This is a genomic window from Bradyrhizobium sp. CW1, assembly GCF_023100665.1.
Classification (GTDB): domain Bacteria; phylum Pseudomonadota; class Alphaproteobacteria; order Rhizobiales; family Xanthobacteraceae; genus Bradyrhizobium; species Bradyrhizobium canariense_D.
This window is the reverse complement of sequence record NZ_CP064684.1, coordinates 1,060,722-1,081,323: the sequence shown is the minus strand read 5'-3', so window position 1 is coordinate 1,081,323 and position 20,602 is coordinate 1,060,722. Positions and strand designations below refer to the sequence as shown.

Genomic DNA, 20,602 nt, shown 5'->3' with positions numbered 1-20,602 from the left:
CTTTGACGATGCCTTCCCACGATTTCCGCGGCCCCCGCCTGTTCGTCGACGCCCCGCTTGCCCAGGACGGCAGGGTCGAGCTCGACCGCGACCAGAGCAATTATCTCGGCAATGTGCTGCGGCTTGCCGCCGGGGCCGAGGTTTTGGCGTTCAACGGCCGCGACGGCGAGTGGCAGGCCGCCATTGAAGGCCGCAAGCGGCCGGACGGTCTCGTCATCCTCCAGCAGACCCGGCCGCAGGACCGGCTGCCCGACCTCGCCTACATCTTCGCTCCGCTCAAGCATGCCCGGCTCGACTACATGGTGCAGAAGGCCATCGAGATGGGCGCCGCCAGCCTGCAGCCGGTTCTGACCCGATTCACCCAGGCCTCACGCGTCAATACCGAGCGGATGCGCGCCAATGTCGTCGAGGCGGCCGAGCAATGCGGCATTCTCAGCATCGCCACCGTTGCCGAGCCGGTGCCGCTGGAGCGCTTCTTGACCCAGCGCGCCGCTGGCAGGCTGCTGATCTTCTGCGACGAGGCGGCGGAGCTCGAAAACCCCATTCGGAGCTTGCAAGCCGCACGCGCCGGGGAGGGAATCGACGTGCTGATCGGACCCGAAGGCGGCTTTGCCGAGGAAGAGCGGGTCCTGCTGCTGCGGCAGCCGAAAATCCTGCGGCTGGCGCTCGGACCCCGCATCATGCGGGCCGACACCGCCGCGGTGGCCGCGCTGGCGCTGGTGCAGGCGGTGCTGGGCGACTGGGGTGGCGAACGCGGCTAAGGCACGTTGCTATTCGCCTCGTAGCGATCGGTTCAGGGTCTCCGAAGGCAACTCTCCGAAAGCCTCTCTGTAGCTCGCTGCGAATTCGCTGAGATGCCAGAAACCATGCGCAAGCGCGCAGGACTTCACACTCCGGCCTGCTCGGCCGGTGCGCAGTTGCTTGCGTACCGACCAGAGGCGCAAGACCCGGCTATAGCGATGTGGGCTCATGCCGCAGATGGCCCGTGTCGCACTCTGGAGAGTCCGGACCGACACGCCCGCCTGTTCCGCCAGTTCGGTGGTCTTGTGCCAGATCATCAGATCGCGCCGAATCAGTTTTTCCATATCAGCCACGATCCGCCGATAATGCTCGGTGGTGGACGACGCAGGTGCGCTTGCGACACTGGACCAGATCGCCGCATCCATCGTGCTGAGCAGTGACCGTTCGACAATCGTTTGCGAAGCCGGCTCATTCAGGAAGTCCGGGTCATTTGCCGCGGTTTCAAGCGAGATCGAGATCAGACGGCGCAGCGAGGCAAGCACGTCCGGCGCCGGATTCAGCAAATGGCATCCATCGCTCAATTCAGGCAATGGCTCCCGCCCGGATGGACTGAAGTAGACCACCGCCAGCAGACGCCCCTCCGGCTCATGCACCAAGCAATCTGAACCGCCTTTTAGAATGACAACAGAACCGCCGGTCGATTGCCCGTTTATGCGGGCAGAGGTCACGTGATCCATCGGTACCACCACTGCGGCAGCATTGGTGAGCTGATAGCCGCGAATGATCCGGGGGAAGGTTTTCAACAGCGACAGGGTCAGGGTCGGCAAGGTGAGCCGGGCACGCATGATCGCGGTCGTCCCGACAGACAACGGCATGCTCGATGCGCCGGCGTATTTCTCGGTCTCACCGAAATGATCGATGTCATACGATTTGAGCTCGAGCGCCGAGGACGGCTTGAGATCCTGGAACGACATCAAGCGATCCGCCGCTATCTTTTGCATTGCCTCGCGAGCAGGGACTAGACGGCTTTGATCCATGTTCTGCTGCTTACCTGACGTTCTTCGTAGAGACGGCGACTTTAGCGCGGCGCAAACCACCCGGCGCTCTGGCCCCGGCGCGCCGCAGGTCGCGGGGCATTGAGAATGGCACGAACGATCAGAAGGTCGAGTGGATCTAAGTCGTAGTGCCGGAACATCTCGCTAATCAAAACAGCATATAGGCCAGCGTGTGTCGCGCGACCGTTCCGATAACGTCTGTGCGTTGCCGCATGAATCGGAAACCAACTTTCGCATTGTAAACGAAGGCTCTGCGAACGGACCGTCCGCCCTACCCAAATTGAGCATGCGACCAGTGGACACCCTCAACCGGGCCAAGCAGCTCGCGGATGAGGTTACATGTGAGGCAGCGAGCATTCCGGCCAGGCGGCCATTCCTTCGTGGAAGCGGCCCGGAGAGCTCGCTGGCCGAATGAATGAGGGTGAGGCGTCCAACCTAACTCGATCGGCCGCAGCGCGATTAGGTATTATATTACCTAGCTTGGCGACGACGCCTGAATTGGGCTTCGCATCCTCTGCTGACGGTGCGTCGCTCCGGCGCTGTTAAGCGATTGATCCTTTGGAGGTCGAAACCGCTTCCGGGCCATGCTAAGGCCTGCGGCAATTCGTTCCCTGCTTGCCCTGCCCGGTTCCACCGGGACGATGGACCCCGAGATGACCGCGACTGCCACCTCAAATGCTGCCGGCTCCGCCTGGGCGGACACGCTGCTGCTGTCGTTCGCGCAGGCCGGCTATGTCAGGGCCGAGCCCGCCATCCTGCAGCCGGCCGAACCGTTCCTGGATCTCTCCGGCGAGGACATCCGCAAGAGCCTGTACCTGACCACGGACCTATCCGGCGATGAGCTCTGCCTGCGCCCGGACCTGACCATACCGGTGGCCCGCGATTACCTCAGCTCTGGCCGTGCCGGCCAGCCGGCCGGGTTCAGTTATCTCGGCCCGGTGTTCCGCTACCGCAGCGGCCAGAGCAGCGAATTCCTGCAGGCCGGCATCGAGTCGTTCGGCCGCCAGGACCGCGCCGCGGCCGATGCCGAAATGCTGGCGCTGGCGCTGGAGGCGACCGCCGCCTTCGGCGTTCGCGACGTCGAGATCCGCACCGGCGACGTGGCGCTGTTCAACGCGCTGCTCGACGCGCTCGACCTCTATCCGGTCTGGCGCCGCCGCCTGGTCAAGGATTTCAACCGCAAGATCAGCCTGGAGCAAGATCTCGAGCGGCTGGCAGCCGCGACCACCGCGACCCGCAGCGAATATGAGGGCGTGCTCGCGGCGCTCGCCGGCTCCGACCGCAAGGCAGCGCTCGCTTTCGTAACCGACCTCATGTCGATCGCCGGCACCACCAATGTCGGCGGCCGCACCACCGCCGAGATTGCCGACCGCTTCCTCGAGCAGTCGACGCTGAAGGGCGGCGCGCTGCCGCGCGAGGCCATCGCCGTGCTCAAACGTTTCCTGTCGATATCGGGTAACCCCGATGACGCCGTGGCCGAGCTGCGCGCGCTCACCAATGATGCGAAGCTCGACCTCAGTGCTGCGATCGACCAGTTCGAAAGCCGGGTCGGCTTCATGGCCGCGCGCGGCATCGATGTGAAGGCGACGCGCTTTTCCACCGCGTTCGGGCGCGGGCTCGACTACTACACCGGCTTCGAATTCGAGCTGCATCACCGCGGCAACGGCGCCGAGCCGCTGGTTGCCGGCGGCCGCTATGACGGATTGATGACCCAGCTTGGATCGGCCGAGCCGATCCCCGCGGTCGGTTTCTCGGTCTGGGTGGATGCGCTGACCCGGATCGGCCGCAAGGTGGGAGCTTAAGTCATGAGCGCGCCATTCGTTCTGGCCGTTCCCTCCAAGGGCCGCCTTCAGGAAAATACCGAGGCCTTCTTCGCCCGCGCCGGGCTGAAGCTGTCGAAGGCGGGCGGCGCCCGCGACTATCGCGGCACGCTCGCTGGCCTCGACAATGTCGAGGTCGCCTATCTCTCGGCGAGCGAAATCGCCTCGCAACTGTCCCGCGGCTCGGCGCATCTCGGCGTCACTGGCGAGGATCTGGTGCGGGAGACCATCGCGGACGCCGACAAGCGCGTCTCCCTGATCGAAGGCCTCGGCTTCGGCTATGCCGACGTCGTCGTCGCGGTGCCGCAGGCGTGGATCGACGTCCGCACCATGGCCGACCTCGACGACGTCACCACCGGCTTCCGCGAGCAGCATCACATGCGGATGCGGGTCGCAACCAAGTTCATCAATCTCACCCGCGCCTTCTTCCAGAGCCAAGGCATCACCGATTACCGCATCGTCGAAAGCACGGGCGCGACCGAAGGCGCACCGGCCGCCGGCAGCGCCGAGTTGATCGTCGATATCACCACGACCGGCGCGACGCTCGCCGCCAACGGATTGCGGGTGCTCGACGACGGCGTGATCCTGCGCAGCCAGGCCAATCTGGTCGCCTCAAGGGACGCCGATTGGTCGCCGCAAGCGCGGGAGACCGCGCGAATCATCCTCGATCACATCGCGGCGCGGGCGCGGGCCAACAAATACCGCGAAGTCCGCACCCGCTTCCGCCAGTGCGACGCGGCCATGCTCACCGAGGCCCATGAGCGCTTCGGCGTCGAAGCCCCGTTCGGCGGACCGACCTCGTCAGGCATGCTCACGCTGCACTGCCCGCCGGGCCAGCTCTATGCACTCGCGAGCTTCCTGCGCGGGCATGGCGCCGAGACCGTCTCGGTGGTTTCGCTGGATTACGTGTTCGACCGGGAGAACCCGCTGTTCGCCAGGCTCGAGGCGTTCCTGCGGCAGTGAGCCCAAAGTTTGTTGAGCAATTCCGTTCAGCGTAGCGACAGCAAACGGCAGCTACCATATGCTGTTGAGATGACCTTGAACGCCTCTGGAACCTTGATCGATGACGCTGGGCTCTGACGTTTCCGGCATGACGACCAACGCGGCAAGCGCCGCCGCGAAGGGGCTGTCGATTGTCGTCCCGCTCTACAACGAAGCCGCGGGCCTCGCCGCCCTACACCAGCGCATCTGCGATCTCGCAAAGACCTTGCGGCAGCGCTATCGCTTGGCTTGCGAGGTCGTCTATGTCGACGACGGTAGCGCGGACGCGACGCTGTCGATCGCCCGCTCGCTGCCGGCCGACGCGGTCGACGTCCAGGTGGTGTCGCTGTCGCGCAATTTCGGCAAGGAGGCCGCGCTGATGGCTGGCCTCGACCATGCCCGGCTCGGCGCGGTGCTGTTCATGGACGGCGACGGCCAGCATCCGCCGTCGCTGGTCGAGCGACTGGTGCGGCACTGGATCGAGGACGGCTACGACGTCGTCTATACCGCCAAGGCGCATCGCGACAACGAGCCCTTCCTGCGGCGGCTCGCCGGGCGCGGCTTCTATGCGCTGATCAATTGGGGCGCGCGCCAGAAGATTCCCGAAGACGCCGGCGACTTCCGCCTGCTGTCGCCGCGCGCGGTCGCAGCACTGAGGCAGCTGCCCGAGCGCAACCGCTTCTTCAAGGGCCTCGCGAGCTGGATCGGCTTCCGCCAGATCCGCGTCGATTACGAGCCCGCGCCGCGCACCCATGGCGTGACGACCTTCAGCGCCGCACGCCTGCTTGGTCTTTCGATCGAAGGCGTCACCTCGTTCTCGGTGGCGCCGCTGCGCTTCGCCAGCCTGCTCGGCGTGATCCTCGCCGGCGGAGCGTTCCTGTTCGGTCTGTCGATCCTCTGGGAGGTCTTGACCACCGGCAAGCAGGTGCCCGGCTATCCCTCACTCGTGATCGGCCTGATGACGATCGGCGGCGTGCAGCTCATCATGATCGGCATCGTCGGCGAATATATCGGCAAGATCCTCTCCGAGCTGAAGGCGCGCCCGATCTACTTCGTCGCCGAGCACAGTGAAAAGCATTTCGAAACCGAGAAGGCCCAGGACGCTTCAAGCCTGGACGCCTCGAAGAGGACGGCGGCCGAATGAGCGCGGCCGCGCCGCTGCGGCGGATCTGGCTCTGCGCCGACGATTACGGCATCAGCCCGGGCGTCAATCGCGCCATCCGCGACCTGATCGAACGCGGCCGTCTCAACGCTACCTCGGTGATGATGGTGGGACCTGCGGTCGAGCGCAGCGAGATCGAAGCGCTCCAGGCGGCAGCGCAAGCGAGCCCACGCTGCGCGATCGGATTGCACGTGACGTTGTCGGCACCGTTCCGGCCGCTCACCATGCATTTCCGTCCGCTCGACGGCGACATGTTTCTCCCGTTTCCGAAGCTGCTGCGCGCGGGTCTTGCGCGAAGGCTCGACCGCGAGTTCTTTCGCAACGAGGTCAAGGCGCAGCTGGCAGCCTTCGCGAAAGCGTTCGGACGCGCGCCTGACTTCGTCGACGGCCATCAGCATGTGCAGCTCTACCCGCAGGTGCGCGACGGCTTTGTCGATGCGGTGAGCGAAGTCGCGCCAAAAGCCTGGGTGCGCCAGGGCGGCCGCGACCTGCCGCTGATGCAGCGGCTGGCCTCACCGAAAGCCATGGTGCTCGACATTCTCAGCGCGCAATTCCGCCGCCGTGCCGTCAGCGCGGGCCTCAGCTTCAATCCCGGCTTCGCCGGCGCCTATGATTTCACGCGGGCGGCCGATTTCGGCGAGCTGATGCGGCAATTTCTCGAAGGCCTGCCGGATGGCGGCCTCGTGATGTGTCATCCCGGCTTCGTCGACGAAATTCTCACCGGGCTCGACCCGATGACGGATGTCCGCGAACGCGAGCACTCCTATCTCGCCGGCGATGCCTTTGCGCGCCTGCTGACGGACAGCGGCGTCACGCTGGGGTAAAACCGGCGAAGTTTGCGAGAAAGCCGCCCCGCGGGGCAGCTTGTCGCATACCGAAATTTAATCCAGCCGGCACTGTTGGGGCCACAATGGAACCCTACATCTGCCTCGCGCTTGTTTTGCGCGAGGGAGACTGACCATGACGCCGCAGGAACGCCAGCTCGTCGACGAGCTTTTCGACCGGCTTTCGAAACTGGAAAATGCACCGCGCGATCCCGACGCGATCGCCGCGATCTCCGACGGCCTGCGCAAGGCGCCCGGCGCCATCTATGCGCTGGTGCAGACCGTGCTGTTGCAGGACGAGGCGCTGAAGCGTGCTCACAACCGCATCCAAGAGCTGGAGGCGGCGCAGGCGCCCGAGCAGGCGCAGTCCGGCGGTTTCCTGGACACCATGCGCGACACGCTATTCGGCGGGGGCCCGTCGCGCGGCTCGGTTCCGAACGTGCCGCCGCGTGACTCGCGGCCGGTATGGAACAGCGGCCAGGCGATGCAGCAGCCCCAGCCGGGCTATGGCCAACCACCGTACGGGCAGGCCTACGGCCAAGGACCGGGTCAGGGCTATGGTGCGCCGCCGATCGGCGGTGGCGGTGGCTCGTTCCTCGGCACGGCGGCGGCCGCCGCGGCCGGCGTCGTCGGCGGCTCGCTGCTGCTCTCCAGCATCCGCGGCATGATGGGCGGATCGCATCAGCAGGCCTTCGGCGACACCAATGCCCTGGGCGATCGCAGCCCCTGGACCGGCAGCGATCAGTCCGGCGGCTCGCTCGCGCGCGATGCCGGCCTCGACGACATCGGCTCGAACCGCGGCGATGCTTCCCGGCAGGGCTTCGCCGACCACGCTTCGAACGACGACCAGAATTACAACGATCAGAACGACAATGACGGCGGCAATGTCGACCTCGCCGACGACGGCGATTTCGGCGGCGGAGATGATGGCGGCAGCGATTACGCCTGACGCTTCTTATCCTTGCTCCAAACGAGAACGGCCGCCGATGAGGCGGCCGTTTTTGGTTCCGAGCGCTATGCGCCTACATCACCACGACCTTGGTGCCGACGTTGACGCGGCCGTAGAGATCGATGACGTCCTCGTTGCGCATGCGAATGCAGCCCGAGGAGACGTTGGTACCGATGGTCCAAGGCTCGTTGGAGCCGTGGATACGGTAGAGCGTCGAGCCGAGATACATCGCGCGCGCACCGAGCGGATTTTCGGGGCCGCCTTCCATATGCCTCGGCAGGTCAGGACGGCGCGCGATCATTTCCGCCGGCGGCGTCCAGGCCGGCCATTCGCGCTTGGCCGTGATCGACTTCACGCCGGACCAGGTGAAGCCGGGGCGGCCGACGCCGATGCCGTAGCGCATCGCGCGGCCGTTGCCCTCGACGAGGTAGAGGAATTTGTTCGGCGTATCGACCACGATCGTGCCGGCGCTTTCGTTGCCGCTATAGTCAACGAGTTGTTTCTCGAATTTCGGATCGAACTGACGCTGCCGCGGGTCGACCGCCTCCTGCTGGAGACCTGCGTCCTGCATCTGCGGTTCGCCCATCGGCGGCAGGCGGCGCTGGTCATAATAACCCGGCTGCTGCTGATACACCGGCTGCTGCGGAGCGTAGGCCGGACCGCGACCGGGCCCGTCACCGAAGATGAACTCGATGAAGCCGCCGCCCATGTTCGAATTGGACGCGACGCGAACCGGCGCAGGCGGCACCTGCGGCTGGTACAGCACCGCGGGCGGATCGTTCGGCACGCTATTGTCGAAGGCGCTGGCGCTGTTGACGCCGGCAAGGAAGGTGCAAGCGCTGCCAAGCAGCGCAACGGACATTTTCTTGAACATCGACGTACTCTGTACTGTTTCGTCTAGATCACATGCGTCGTGGCGAGGTGATGGCTGATCCGCACCCGCGACGTGGTCAATAAAGAGCAAAAGCCGTTTTGTTTGGTAAACGGAAACGCCATTTCGATTCACCACGTCGTCGGCAGCGGCGCAATTTGGCGATCAGCGTTTATTTTCGATGAACGCCGCGCACGCATGGTTAATCGCTCGTTTGCAAGCCGTCGCGCACAGCCGTACGACAGTTCCGGCTGTGAACTTCGTGTTAAATCGCTTCTGCCTACAAAGACGCGTGAGTGAGGTGGGGGGAGTTCTTGATGGCTATTCACCGCAAACGTTTTCGTGTCGAGGAGGCTATTGTCGGCGAGATGCCCAGCCCCGAAATGATTGAGGAGGCTGCGCCGATGCATAGCGAGATCATGGCCGAGTTGCGTGCGATCCGCACGCAGATGGCGAAGGGCACCGCGCCGTTGTCCGGCAGCGCCGCCATGGCGGCGATCGACGCCTCCACCGCCCACGAGCTCTCGGAAGCCCGTACCATGCTCGATACTTACCGAGCGCAGATCGAGCAGTGCGAGAAGCTGAAGGTCGAGCTCGACCTCATCCACGACGCCATCGACCGCACCAAGCGCGAGATCGCGACACTGCATGGCAAGAGCTTCGACGGCGGCGAAATGGCCAAGGTCAATGGCGAGCTCGGCGCGGTCGTCGGCGGTACCGAACAGGCGACCCAGCAGATCCTCGAAGCCGCCGAGTCGATCGACCAGGCGGCCAGCGCGATGGCCAAGGTGCAATCGGCCGATCAGCAGAAGCGGCTCGCCGACGATATCCAGGAACGCGTCATCTCGATCTTCGAAGCCTGCAACTTCCAGGACCTGACTGGTCAGCGCATCAGCAAGGTCATGAGCACGATGAAGTTCATCGAGCAGCACATCAATTCCATGATGGAAATCTGGGGCGGCGTCGACGCGATCAAGTCCCACGTCGTGCCGCAGGTCGACACCCGCAGCGATGACGACAAGCTTCTCAACGGCCCGAAGCTCGCAGGCGACGTCGGCCACGCCTCGCAGGACGACATCGACGCGCTGTTCGACTGAACGGACGCGACGCTCTGAATAACGAAACGCCGGCGCAAGCCGGCGTTTTTTTGTTGTCTATCGTCCCCCGCTGTCATCGTCCGCGCAGGCGGACGATCCAGTATTCCAGAGACGGCAATGATTGAGCCGAGAAGCCGCGGCGTACTGGATGTCCGCCTGCCGCCTACGCTAAAGCTTCGGCGCCCCTGGACCTCAACCCCGGCGAAGCCTTGGCGTAGCCGGGTCGCGGGGCATGACGAAGGATAGAGACTACGCCCTCGGCGCGCAGCGGACGTAGACCATGTTGCCGTAGCGGGTGGCGGCGTCCTTGTCGATGAAGCGGGTGATGAGGACGCGGCCGTCGAAGGAGACGATCTCGCGGTCCTGGTCGCCGGGCGTCGGACCTGCCGGCCCGATATAGTTCTTGCCGCTCGGCGAGCCCTTCAGGCGCAGCTCCTGCGGTGTTGCCTGGTCGGCCAGATGCATGATCACGCCGCCGGAGGAGCCGGCCGTGATCACGTAAGGATTTTTGCATTGGGCCCGGGCGGCAGCCTCGGTGCGGGCGCGGTCGGCCGGGTTCTGGAACGAGGCCAGGCCCCAGCGCCCGACGATCTCGTCGGCGCGGATCGACGCGGGCATTTCCGGACCGGTGCCGGGCTCGGCCTCGGGGGGCGGTGAGGACGAAGAAAAGGACGGCAGGCTCATGCCGCCGCCGCAGGCACCAAGCAGCAGCGCCAGGCAAGAAGCCGCCGCCAGATTGGCGACCGTGCGCGCGTGAGCTGAACTGATCATGGCATTCCCCCGGACAAAACCATGGCCGCACCCCTTACGCAGCCAAGCGCAAAACCGCTGCCGGAGCAATGACGTCCTTTAATACGCCGGCACCCCGAACAAGTTTCCAATGTCACCATCCTATATCCGTCTCACCAATCGCTTAACCACCTTTGCTTGACAGGATCGCGGCCAAGCCATATTCCCGGGCGCACCATTAGCACTCTGAAAGATGGATTGCTAACGCGCGCCGATCGATCCTCGGGAAGGGTGGACGGAAGCGCCGCCCGCCCACTTCCTCTCCTTCCGAAGCGAGCCTCCAAAGGGAAACGTCATGACTAAATCCAAATTTCGTCCGCTGCATGACCGTGTCGTGGTCAAACGTATCGACGCCGAGTCAAAGACCAAGGGCGGCATCATCATTCCGGACACGGCCAAGGAAAAGCCGTCCCAGGGCGAAGTCGTCGCCGTCGGCCCCGGTGGTCGCGACGAGGCCGGCAAGCTGATCCCGATCGACCTCAAGGTCGGCGACCGTGTGCTGTTTGGCAAGTGGTCGGGCACCGAGGTCAAGATCGACAACGATGAGCTCCTGATCATGAAGGAGTCGGACATTATGGGCGTGATGGCCTAAGGCCAGACGCCTGAACGGCCGCTGAATGCATGCCCGGGTCACTCGATCCGGGCATGCATCATTCCGCCGGGTTCGATCGCGGACCCCGGAATGAGGCGACCCAATTAGCAAGACACATCACGAAGAAGAGGAATTGCAGACCATGGCTGCCAAAGACGTCAAGTTTTCCGGAGACGCGCGCGAACGCATGCTGCGCGGCGTCGATATTCTCGCCAACGCCGTCAAGGTGACGCTCGGCCCGAAAGGCCGCAACGTGCTCATCGAGAAGTCGTTCGGCGCGCCCCGCATCACCAAGGACGGCGTCACCGTCGCCAAGGAGATCGAGCTCGAGGACAAGTTCGAGAACATGGGCGCCCAGATGGTGCGTGAGGTCGCCTCCAAGACCAACGACCTCGCCGGCGACGGCACCACCACCGCGACCGTGCTGGCCCAGTCCATCGTCCGCGAAGGCGCCAAGTCGGTTGCCGCCGGCATGAACCCGATGGACCTCAAGCGCGGCATCGACATCGCGGTCGCGGCCGTCGTCAAGGACATCGAGAAGCGCGCCAAGCCGGTCGCCGCCTCCTCCGAGGTCGCCCAGGTCGGCACCATTTCGGCCAACGGCGATGCCGCCATCGGCAAGATGATCGCGCAGGCGATGCAGAAGGTCGGCAACGAGGGCGTCATCACCGTCGAGGAGAACAAGTCACTCGACACCGAGGTGGACATCGTCGAGGGCATGAAGTTCGACCGCGGCTATCTCAGCCCCTACTTCGTCACCAACCCCGAGAAGATGACGGCCGAGCTCGAGGACGCTTACATCCTCCTGCACGAGAAGAAGCTGTCCGGCCTGCAGGCCATGCTGCCCGTGCTGGAAGCCGTGGTGCAGTCGGGCAAGCCGCTCGTCATCATCGCCGAGGACGTCGAGGGCGAGGCGCTGGCCACCCTGGTCGTCAACCGCCTCCGTGGCGGCCTGAAGGTCGCCGCCGTCAAGGCGCCGGGCTTCGGCGACCGCCGCAAGGCCATGCTCGAGGACCTCGCGATCCTCACCGGCGGCCAGCTGATCTCCGAAGACCTCGGCATGAAGCTCGAGAGCGTGACGGTGAAGATGCTTGGGCGCGCGGGCAAGGTTGTGATCGACAAGGAGAACACCACGATCGTCAAGGGCGCCGGCAGGAAGCCGGAGATCGAGGCCCGCGTCGGCCAGATCAAGGCCCAGATCGAGGAAACCACCTCGGATTACGACCGTGAGAAGCTCCAGGAGCGCCTCGCCAAGCTCGCAGGCGGCGTCGCGGTGATCCGCGTCGGCGGTGCCACCGAGATCGAGGTCAAGGAGAAGAAGGACCGCGTCGAGGATGCGCTCAACGCCACTCGCGCCGCGGTGCAGGAAGGCATCGTCCCCGGCGGCGGCGTCGCGCTGCTCCGCGCCAAGAAGGCGGTCGGCCGTCTGACCAACGCCAATGCCGACGTCCAGGCCGGCATCAACATCGTGCTGAAGGCACTGGAAGCCCCGATCCGCCAAATCTCCGAGAACGCGGGCGTGGAAGGCTCGATCGTCGTCGGCAAGATCCTGGAGAACAAGTCCGAGACCTTCGGCTTCGACGCCCAGACCGAGGAGTATGTCGACATGGTCGAGAAGGGCATCATCGACCCCGCCAAGGTGGTGCGTACCGCGCTCCAGGACGCCGCATCGATCGCCGGTCTGCTGGTGACCACCGAGGCCATGGTCGCGGAGTCGCCGAAGAAGGAAGCCGCCTCCGGCATGCCGGCCGGTGGCGGTATGGGCGGCTTCTAAGGCCGAACCTCGCCTGACAGTGCTGCGAAGGCCGCCTCCGGGCGGCCTTCTTTTTGCCGATCATGGCCCGTGCTTTCCAATTCAACCGGCGGCCAAAACCCACTACGGTGACGGCCGATTCGAATTGTTTGGGCCTGATCTCGTCGGAAAACCGCTTCACACTTTCCGGATCATGCCCACTTTGCCCGGGGATTTCGTCGATGCGCGCGCTTGTGTTTTGCTCCACGGCCGTTCTGGCGGCTCTGCTTGCAGGTTCGCCAGAGGTCGCATCCGCCCAGATGAAGCTGGCGCCGAAGGCCACGGCGCCCGGCGGCGTCGAGACGCGCTATTTCACCTCGATCGACGGGCTGATGGACGGCAATGCCGACGTGATCTTGAAAGAGACACGCCAGGGCAAGACCGTCACCGCAGCCGTGCTCGACGTCTGCTATCCCGTCGCGAAGAATTCCGACCGCAAGGACCGCTTCGTCGTCAATCTCCAGGTCGCGGGCCAGAACCTGACGGGTACGACGCAGAGCCTCGGCGCGAAGGCGCCGGTCACAGTCAAGCTGCTGCGCAAACAGGCCGGAGACACGTTCGAATTCCGCGGCCAGATCAGCATTGGCCAGACCGTGACCGAGGTCACCTCGCCCGACAATTCCGATCTCAGCGAGAAGGAATTCCTCGACAACCAGACCTCCGACGACGGCATCACGCCGCAGCCGAAGGACTTCACCGACGTCTCGCCGGAAGCGATCGCGGTCAAGGTCAAGCTGGATGCCGCGACCGAGTTCCTGAAGAGCCTGAAGGGCCAGGACGTCGAGGTGACGCTGGCGAGTCTCACCGTCGGCTGCGACGCGCTGCGCGCGGGCGAGCAGACCATCAACATGTCGGTCGATCCGGAGCGCGCCGGCGCGCTGCTGGCGAAATTCAAGGCGACGCCCGGCGTCACCGCCGCGGGCTGGACCGCGGGCATGACCGAGATGGACCGCACCATCCGCATTGCCGCCGCCGATTGGCGCGAGGGCGACAAGATCAACCGCGACAAGCTCGCGGCCGCGGTGGCTGGCGTGCTGAGCAGGACGCTCGCGGCAAAGCCGGTCTCGCAAAGCTTCAACCCGGCGACCGGCAAGCTCAAGCTGGTGTTCAAGCGACCGAACCAGGATTTTCCCGCGCTCGAGCTCACCGACACGATCGAGGTCGCGGGCCTCGTCTCGCCCGACAAGCCCGGCACGACCGACAAGCTCATGCTCTGGATCGGGAGTCCCGCGACCACGACCACTGACGAGAGCAGCGGCGCCAAGCTCAATCTCTCGGACGAAGCGACCGCGGACGAGGAAGGCGATCAGCCCGACGACAACGGTTCGGTCGAGGCGCTCACCAAGGAGCTGAAAGGCCAGCGCTGGGACGCCGACAAGTCGGTGTGGAAGTGATGTAGCCCGCATATCAACTCTCGGTCGTCGCCCGGCTTGACCGGGCGATCCAGTACTCCGAGAAGGTTTTGATGAATCGAGAAGCCGCGGCGTACTGGATTCCCCGCCTGCCGCCTGTGCTAAAGCTTCGGCGCCCCTGGACCTCAACCCCGGCGAAGCCTTGGCGTAGCCGGGTCGCGGGGAATGACAGCAGGGGCTAATTGCCGTTGACGCGAAAGCGCAGCGGCTTGGGGCCGACGAGCGTGAGCACGTCACCCTGGCGCTTCCAGGTCTCGACACTGCCCAGGGCTGCAACGAGATCGTCGTCGGCCTGGGCCCTTGCCGGCGGGCAGGAGCGGTCCTGGATCTGGCCGGGGACGAAGATCACGGTGTTGCCGGCAACCGAGAACTGGCCCTTGCCGCCCTTGCACCAGAGCTCCAGCACGACTTCGCCATTGTCGCCGATCTCGATGTTCGGAATCCGCTTCGAGCCCGGCTGCGGCAGCGCCTCCAGCGTCATCTCGGTGCCGAACGGAAAACCGTCCTCCGCACGCGCGAGCGTGGACATCGCGAGCGTTGCAACCGCCGCACACACCATCTGCCTGAACGAAACCATGAGACCTCTCGACCGACGTGATTTGCGGCACCTTCTATAAGACGGCGGCGCCGTTGAGAAGGTTCGCCCATGGGCCACGCAAAAATCCCCGCGAGGAGCAACCTCGCGGGGATTTGGCTTAAAGCCGGGCGTGGCCTGCTACTTCAGGACCATCGCCGTGAACGGCCAGACATAGGCCTGCAGCGTCACGAACACGCCGACCAACGAGGCCAGCACGATCGAGTGCCAGAACACGAAGCGCAGGATCGTGCCCTCGTGCCCGTACCAATTCGTCGCGGTGGACGCGACCACGATCGACTGGGCGTCGATCATCTTGCCCATCACGCCGCCGGACGAGTTCGCCGCAGCCATCAGGATCGGCGACAGACCAAGCTGCTCGGAGGTGATCTTCTGAAGATTTCCGAACAGAACGTTGGAAGCGGTATCCGATCCCGTTAGCGCCACGCCCAACCAGCCGAGCAGCGTGCCGAAGAAGGGATAGAGCACGCCGGTTGCAGCAAAGGCGAGACCGAGCGTCGCGTCCACGCCGGAGAGCCGCGTCAGCGTGCCAATCGCGAGCATCGCCGAGATCGTGATCAGCGAGATCGCGCAAAGCCGGATGGTGCGCCCGTATTCCGTCAAGAGCCGGCCAGGACCGACGCCCATCAGGAAGCCTGAGATGATCGCCGCAATCAGCATGCCGGTGCCGGTGAACGAGAGATAGGTGAAGCCGAACACCGCGCTCTCTTTCGTCGGCCCCGGCGCGACCGGCGGCATCTTGTTGATCATCTGATGCAGCTCGGGAACGGGATAGTTCCAGGTGAAGATCGAGTTCGCCCAGGTCTTGAATCCACCATTGCCCCAGATCAGCATCACGATGCAGACGATGATCCACGGCAGCAGCGCGCTGAACAGCTCGCTCTGCGTCAGCGGCGTCTTGTCCATCGGTTTTGCCGCGGCCATGGTGGCGGCCGATTCATCGCGGCCGCGCAGCGCCGGCGACAGCCAGAGCTGCCTGGGCTGCCAGACCTTCAGGAACAGGATCAGCGCCCCCATCGAGATCAGCGACGCCCCGATGTCGACGATCCAGGGATTGACGTAGTTCGAGATCACGAATTGCGGGACCGCGAACGACACGCCGGTGACCAGGATCGCCGGCCAGACGTCCTTCATGCCCTTCCAGCCCGCGAACGCCCACACCACCCAGAACGGCACGATCAGCGAGAAGAACGGCAATTGCCGGCCGACCATCGCGCCGAGGATGTAGGGATCAAGCCCGGTCACCGAGGCAAGGCCTTGGATCGGCGTGCCCAGCGCCCCATAAGCGACCGGCGCGGTGTTGGCGATCAGCGACAGGCCGCTTGCTGCAAGCGGCGAGAAGCCGAGGCCGATCAGGACGGCGCCCGTGATCGCGACCGGCGTGCCGAAGCCCGAGGCGCCTTCGAAGAAGGCGCCGAACGAGAACGCGATCAGCAGCAATTGCAGCCGCCGGTCCTCGGTGACGCCGCCCACCGCGCGCTTGAGCAATTCGAAGCGCCCGGTGCTCACCGTCACCTGGTAGAGGAAGATGACGTTGAGAACGATCCAGCCGATCGGGAAGAACCCGGTGACGATGCCCAGCACCGAGGCGCGGATCGACATGTTCGCCGGCATGGTGAAGACGAAGATCGTGATCAAATTGGCCACGATCACAGCGATGACCGCTGCGATATGAGCCTGGACCCGTCCGCTCGCGATCAGGACCAGCAATGTGACGACAGGGACTGCCGCCGCGATCGTCGACAGCACGGGGCTGTGCAACGGGTCATAAACTTGATTCCACATGATCTTCCTCCCCCACGCATGTGTGCTGCAGGCGGCCCGCGTGGACAGCCGATCCTGCTTGACGCTGAAGCGATAACCCCCGAGCTGGACGCGAATTCCTCGCGAATGCAGCGGTTCCCGTCCGCTCACAAGCTCGCGAAATCCCGAAGCCCCCACCCCGCGCCGTCGAGCCCCATGCTAGGGTTGCAAGCTGCGACAAGCCAACGCAAATTGCAGGACTTGCGACTTTAGTCTAAGCGCGCCGATTTCCGCCGTCGTCCCAAGTCTTTGGCCCCGGGCAGTTGTGCACATCCCTCAGGAGACAGAGCTCTGTGAAGAACATCAGCGCCACGCTCGCGATCGTCTGGCGAATCGCCGCCCCCTATTTCCGGTCGGAGGACAAATGGGCCGGCCGCGGCCTGCTTGCCGCAGTCATCGCGATGGAGCTGGCGCTGGTCGCGATCGACGTCCTGGTCAATCAATGGCAGAACCGGTTCTACAGCTCACTGCAGGCAAGTGACTGGGATAGCTTCGTCAGGGAGATCTGGATCTTCATCGGCCTCGCCTCCGCCTTCATCGCGCTGGCGGTCTACAAGCTGTACCTGAACCAGTGGCTCCAGATCCGCTGGCGGCAATGGCTGACCCGGCACTATTTGGGCGAATGGCTGCAAGGCGCCACCCACTACCGCATGCAGCTTAAGGGCGATGCGGCCGACAACCCGGACCAGCGCATCACCGAGGACGTCAAGAACTTCGTCGAGCAGACCCTGACCATCGGGCTCGGCCTGCTCTCGTCGATCGTGACGCTGTTCTCCTTCGTGATCATCCTCTGGGGGCTTTCCAACGCTGCGCCGTTGCACCTGTTCGGCGCCGACCTCATGATCCCCGGATATCTGTGCTGGGGCGCGCTGGTCTACGCGATCTTCGGCACCGCGCTGACGCACTGGATCGGTGCCCCGCTGGTCAATCTCAATTTCGAGCAGCAGCGCTTCGAGGCCGACTTCCGCTTCAACCTCGTCCGCGTCCGCGAGAATTCCGAGCAGATCGCGCTGCTCAAGGGCGAAGGCGCCGAGCGCGGCCGGCTGCTGGACCGCTTCGGCTTCGTGATCGGCAATTGGTATGCCATCATGAGCCGCACCAAGCGCCTCACCGCGTTCACCGCGAGCTATCAGCAGGCCGCCGTGATCTTTCCCTACGTGCTGGTGGCGCCGGCCTTCTTCGCCAAGAAGATCCAGCTTGGCGACATGATGCAGACCGCCTCCGCCTTCTCGAGCGTACAGGGCGCATTGTCGTTCTTCGTCACGGCGTACCGATCGCTGGCGGAATGGCGCTCGATTGTCGCCCGCCTCGACGGCTTCGAGATGTCGGTCGATGCGGCCGCGCACCTGCCGCCGCACGAGCCTGCGATCGCCCTCAAGGCCGCCGGCGGCAATCGCAATATCACCCTCGAACAGCTCTGCGTGAACCTGCCGAGCGGCACGCCGCTGGTCGCCACCGACGCCTTCTCCGTCCAGACGCCGGAGCGCGTGCTGGTGACCGGACCGTCGGGCTCCGGCAAGTCGACGCTGTTCCGCGCCATCGCCGGCATCTGGCCGTTCGGCACCGGCACCATCTTCGTCCCGGAAAAAGCGAAGCTGATGATGCTGCCCCAGCGCCCCTATTTCCCGGTCGGCGTGTTGCGCGACGCGGTGGTCTATCCGGCCGCGCCGGGCGCATTTGAAACTGCACGCGTCAGGGACGCGCTGATCGCGGTCGGCCTGCCCGACCTCGCCGAGCGGCTTGAGGAGGACGGTCATTGGAACCGGATGCTGTCGCTGGGCGAGCAGCAGCGCCTCGGGCTCGCCCGCGCGCTGCTGCACGCGCCGGACTATCTGTTCCTGGACGAGGCCACGGCCTCGCTGGACGAGCCGTCCGAGGCCCGCCTGTACCGGCTGCTGGCGGAGAAGCTGCCACAGGCCACCCTCGTCTCGATCGGCCACCGCTCGACGCTGGAAGCCTTCCATACCCGCAAGGTGACGATGGTGAAGCACGGCGCGATCCACGTCCTCGGTGACGGTGGTGTGCCGGTCGAGAAGGAGCCGAGCGCGGCACGCTGAGACGGCCCGACGAAGCTCTGAGGCTATGGCCCTTGGTTGCGGCCGTGCTTCGAGACGCCCGCCTTTTTCGGCCTTCAGGATGAGGTCTGTCCTCGCGGTGAGATCTGTGACCCCTCATGGTGAGGAGCCCGCCGGAGGCGGCCGTCTCGAACCATGCGGGCCCCTGGCCTACGCCCCAAAGCCCCAAAGCAAAAGGGCGGCAGGTTGCCCTGCCGCCCTCATCAAGTCGCTTCGGGAAGAAGCTTACTTCAGGTTGCTCATGGCCGTCAGGTCGAACGACAGCTTGGCAATGCCGGCCGCGCCGCACCAGTTGGAGCCAGCACCGCCCGGATTGATCGCGGTGACGTTGGTGGTGCCGGTGGCGTTGAAGGCGCTGGTGAAGGCGTTGCAATCACCCTTGTTCAGGTCGGTGTCGGAGTAACGCAGGTCCAGCGTGAACACTTTGTAGGTGAAGCCGATGCCGATGTTCCAGGTGTTGTAGTCCTTGTAGGGGATACCGTTGGCGAAAACGGTGCCGACGCCGGTGCCGTAGAAGGCGTCCGAAGTACCAAACCACTGCCGGCCGAACTCACCCGAGACGTACATGCCCATGCCGGAAGCACCGAAGGCCGTGCTGGGCGCCGTGTACTTGGCGGTCAACGAAGCGTAGTTGCCCCAGGCACCCGAGTTCAGGAAGTTCGGCGAGTAGTACTCGGTCGCGCCGACCGTGAAGCTGTCGTTGATGGTGTAGTTCACCTTGCCGTAGACTTCGACGAAGCTGACGTCCTTCTTCATGACGTTGCCGTCGGCGAGGAAGATAGTGGTCGTGCTGACGCCGCAGACGTTGCCGCCCGGAATGCCGCCGGTGAGCACGTTGTCGGCGCAGCTGCCGCCCGGATACAGGTAGCCCCAGACACCGATATCGAAGGCGAAGGCGCCGAAGGTCGGGCGGATACCGCCGTAGATGTCGACTTCAGCAGCAGCGCGATTGGCGAAGGAGATGCTCTCGGCGGACACGCCGACGTAGAGCTGGAGGTCCTTGTTGACGTTGTAGCGCGGCTCGAAATAGGCCGCGACCGACGGCTTGTGGTTCGACTGCGTGACGCCGCGGAAGATGTAGTCGCTCATGATGGCGCCGCCGAAGGCGATATCCCAGGGATCAAACGCGACCACCGGCGGGGCCTTCAGTGCCTTCACTCGCATGTCTGCCGCGAAAGCCGAGCCCGTCACCATTGCCAGCGCCGTTGCCAACAAAGCCACTTTTTTCATTTCGATCCCCATCACCAGTTCTAAGACCCCAGCCGGATCCCGGAAGCCCCCGGAACGCTCGACCTGATTGCAAATTTCGTAACTGCGGCAATCTGGATGGGGTGAGGCAAACCGTGAAGCAAAAAACGCGGGCATCTGCCGACTTTTTGGGCGTTCTGACGATTCCACGAAAGGTTGTCAGCCCGTGTGTCTTCTCGATCACATTATTTGCATTCCAAAGTGCACTGGGAGGCCCGCGTTAGTACGGGTCCGGCGGTACCGTGCTGCCCGTGCCACGAATCAGGCTGCTTCCCGACGAGATCATCCCCGCGCGCCGACGCGCCGATGCAAAAAGGCCGCAGCATCGCCGGCTGCGGCCTTCCTGTTGCCGATCATGGTCGTCGGATTGGATCCAGCCTTTGGCCTGACCTTGGGCCTAACCTTGTCCTTCGGCCGGTGTCGTGTCCGCAGAAGACGAAGGCATCGCCCAGCTTGTCTCGGCGGCAGGCTCGGGAGCCGGAGCTGCCGGCGTTGACGGCTTCGGAGCTGCCTTCGCCTTCTTCGGCGCCGCTTTCTTCGCAGCCTTCTTGGCGGCCTTCTTAGGCGCAGCCTTCTTAGCGGCCTTCTTTGGCGCGGCCTTCTTCGCAGATTTCTTTGGAGCCTTCTTGGCAGACTTCTTCGCGGATTTCTTCGCGGACTTCTTGGCTGCCTTCTTTGAGGTCTTCTTCGCCGCTACTGCCTTCTTGGCCTTTTTGGCCTTCTTGCTTTTTTTCTTCTTCGCTTTCGCCATCGTGATCCTCCTGTTGCCGCCGAACAATGGTCGATCGGGTGTCTT

General features: G+C 64.5%; 18 protein-coding genes. 11 read left to right on the top strand and 7 right to left on the bottom strand.

What is annotated here, in order from left to right; all coding sequences use genetic code 11:
• Positions 1 to 8 precede the first annotated feature (8 nt).
• A complete protein-coding gene (locus tag IVB54_RS05100; RefSeq protein ID WP_018453443.1) occupies positions 9 to 761 on the top strand; it encodes a 16S rRNA (uracil(1498)-N(3))-methyltransferase in 753 nt (250 codons plus the stop codon).
• Positions 762 to 770: 9 nt separating this feature from the next.
• Here IVB54_RS05100 and IVB54_RS05095 read toward each other — a convergent pair whose 3' ends face one another.
• Positions 771 to 1,715 (bottom strand): helix-turn-helix domain-containing protein, encoded by a 945-nt coding sequence (locus tag IVB54_RS05095; protein WP_240543985.1) that lies wholly within the window; start codon positions 1,713 to 1,715, stop codon positions 771 to 773.
• Between the two features lie 734 nt (positions 1,716 to 2,449).
• On the opposite strand from IVB54_RS05095, the gene IVB54_RS05090 reads away from it, so the two are divergent.
• The 5 genes from IVB54_RS05090 (at position 2,450) to IVB54_RS05070 (ending at position 7,532) form a co-directional block, all read left to right on the top strand.
• Positions 2,450 to 3,598, top strand: coding sequence for an ATP phosphoribosyltransferase regulatory subunit (locus tag IVB54_RS05090; protein WP_026232531.1), 1,149 nt, complete (start codon positions 2,450 to 2,452; stop codon positions 3,596 to 3,598).
• A gap of 3 nt (positions 3,599 to 3,601) precedes the next feature.
• Positions 3,602 to 4,579, top strand: coding sequence for an ATP phosphoribosyltransferase (hisG, locus tag IVB54_RS05085; RefSeq protein ID WP_018453440.1), 978 nt, complete (start codon positions 3,602 to 3,604; stop codon positions 4,577 to 4,579).
• Between the two features lie 100 nt (positions 4,580 to 4,679).
• Positions 4,680 to 5,741, top strand: coding sequence for a glycosyltransferase family 2 protein (locus IVB54_RS05080; RefSeq protein WP_018453439.1), 1,062 nt, complete (start codon positions 4,680 to 4,682; stop codon positions 5,739 to 5,741).
• Entirely contained in the window at positions 5,738 to 6,583 is an 846-nt protein-coding gene (locus IVB54_RS05075) for a ChbG/HpnK family deacetylase (RefSeq protein WP_018453438.1), read from the top strand. The genes IVB54_RS05080 and IVB54_RS05075 overlap by 4 nt, the downstream gene beginning before the upstream one ends.
• 136 nt (positions 6,584 to 6,719) lie before the next feature.
• Positions 6,720 to 7,532 (top strand): DUF2076 domain-containing protein, encoded by an 813-nt coding sequence (locus tag IVB54_RS05070; protein ID WP_018453437.1) that lies wholly within the window; start codon positions 6,720 to 6,722, stop codon positions 7,530 to 7,532.
• Positions 7,533 to 7,605: 73 nt separating this feature from the next.
• Here IVB54_RS05070 and IVB54_RS05065 read toward each other — a convergent pair whose 3' ends face one another.
• On the bottom strand, positions 7,606 to 8,406 hold the full coding sequence (locus tag IVB54_RS05065; RefSeq protein ID WP_018453436.1) for a L,D-transpeptidase: 801 nt from the start codon (positions 8,404 to 8,406) through the stop codon (positions 7,606 to 7,608).
• A gap of 314 nt (positions 8,407 to 8,720) precedes the next feature.
• Here IVB54_RS05065 and IVB54_RS05060 point away from each other — a divergent pair, with 314 nt between their 5' ends.
• On the top strand, positions 8,721 to 9,500 hold the full coding sequence (locus IVB54_RS05060; RefSeq protein WP_018453435.1) for a protein phosphatase CheZ: 780 nt from the start codon (positions 8,721 to 8,723) through the stop codon (positions 9,498 to 9,500).
• A 249-nt stretch (positions 9,501 to 9,749) separates the two neighbouring features.
• Here IVB54_RS05060 and IVB54_RS05055 read toward each other — a convergent pair whose 3' ends face one another.
• Positions 9,750 to 10,271, bottom strand: a complete 522-nt coding sequence (locus tag IVB54_RS05055) for a hypothetical protein (RefSeq protein WP_018453434.1) — start codon at positions 10,269 to 10,271, stop codon at positions 9,750 to 9,752.
• A 313-nt stretch (positions 10,272 to 10,584) separates the two neighbouring features.
• Here IVB54_RS05055 and IVB54_RS05050 point away from each other — a divergent pair, with 313 nt between their 5' ends.
• The 3 genes from IVB54_RS05050 (at position 10,585) to IVB54_RS05040 (ending at position 14,067) form a co-directional block, all read left to right on the top strand.
• Complete coding sequence (locus IVB54_RS05050; protein ID WP_007596954.1) at positions 10,585 to 10,881, top strand: co-chaperone GroES; 297 nt, start codon at positions 10,585 to 10,587, stop codon at positions 10,879 to 10,881.
• 142 nt (positions 10,882 to 11,023) lie between these two features.
• A complete protein-coding gene (gene groL, locus IVB54_RS05045) occupies positions 11,024 to 12,655 on the top strand; it encodes a chaperonin GroEL (protein ID WP_018453433.1) in 1,632 nt (543 codons plus the stop codon).
• A gap of 200 nt (positions 12,656 to 12,855) precedes the next feature.
• Entirely contained in the window at positions 12,856 to 14,067 is a 1,212-nt protein-coding gene (locus IVB54_RS05040; protein ID WP_247299347.1) for a hypothetical protein, read from the top strand.
• A gap of 196 nt (positions 14,068 to 14,263) precedes the next feature.
• Here the strand turns inward: IVB54_RS05040 and IVB54_RS05035 are convergent, their stop codons facing one another.
• Both IVB54_RS05035 and IVB54_RS05030 read right to left on the bottom strand, forming a co-directional pair.
• Positions 14,264 to 14,662 (bottom strand): META domain-containing protein, encoded by a 399-nt coding sequence (locus tag IVB54_RS05035; RefSeq protein ID WP_018453431.1) that lies wholly within the window; start codon positions 14,660 to 14,662, stop codon positions 14,264 to 14,266.
• 138 nt (positions 14,663 to 14,800) lie between these two features.
• The gene (locus IVB54_RS05030) at positions 14,801 to 16,465 is read right to left on the bottom strand and encodes an L-lactate permease (protein ID WP_026232530.1); all 1,665 of its coding nucleotides are present in this window, start codon (positions 16,463 to 16,465) and stop codon (positions 14,801 to 14,803) included.
• A 311-nt stretch (positions 16,466 to 16,776) separates the two neighbouring features.
• On the opposite strand from IVB54_RS05030, the gene IVB54_RS05025 reads away from it, so the two are divergent.
• Entirely contained in the window at positions 16,777 to 18,540 is a 1,764-nt protein-coding gene (locus tag IVB54_RS05025) for an ABC transporter ATP-binding protein/permease (RefSeq protein WP_018453429.1), read from the top strand.
• A 243-nt stretch (positions 18,541 to 18,783) separates the two neighbouring features.
• On the opposite strand, the gene IVB54_RS05020 is transcribed toward IVB54_RS05025, so the two are convergent.
• Together IVB54_RS05020 and IVB54_RS05015 are read right to left on the bottom strand one after the other, a co-directional pair.
• A complete protein-coding gene (locus tag IVB54_RS05020) occupies positions 18,784 to 19,788 on the bottom strand; it encodes a TorF family putative porin (RefSeq protein WP_026232529.1) in 1,005 nt (334 codons plus the stop codon).
• A 415-nt stretch (positions 19,789 to 20,203) separates the two neighbouring features.
• Entirely contained in the window at positions 20,204 to 20,557 is a 354-nt protein-coding gene (locus tag IVB54_RS05015) for a histone (RefSeq protein ID WP_083926345.1), read from the bottom strand.
• Positions 20,558 to 20,602: the final 45 nt, after the last annotated feature.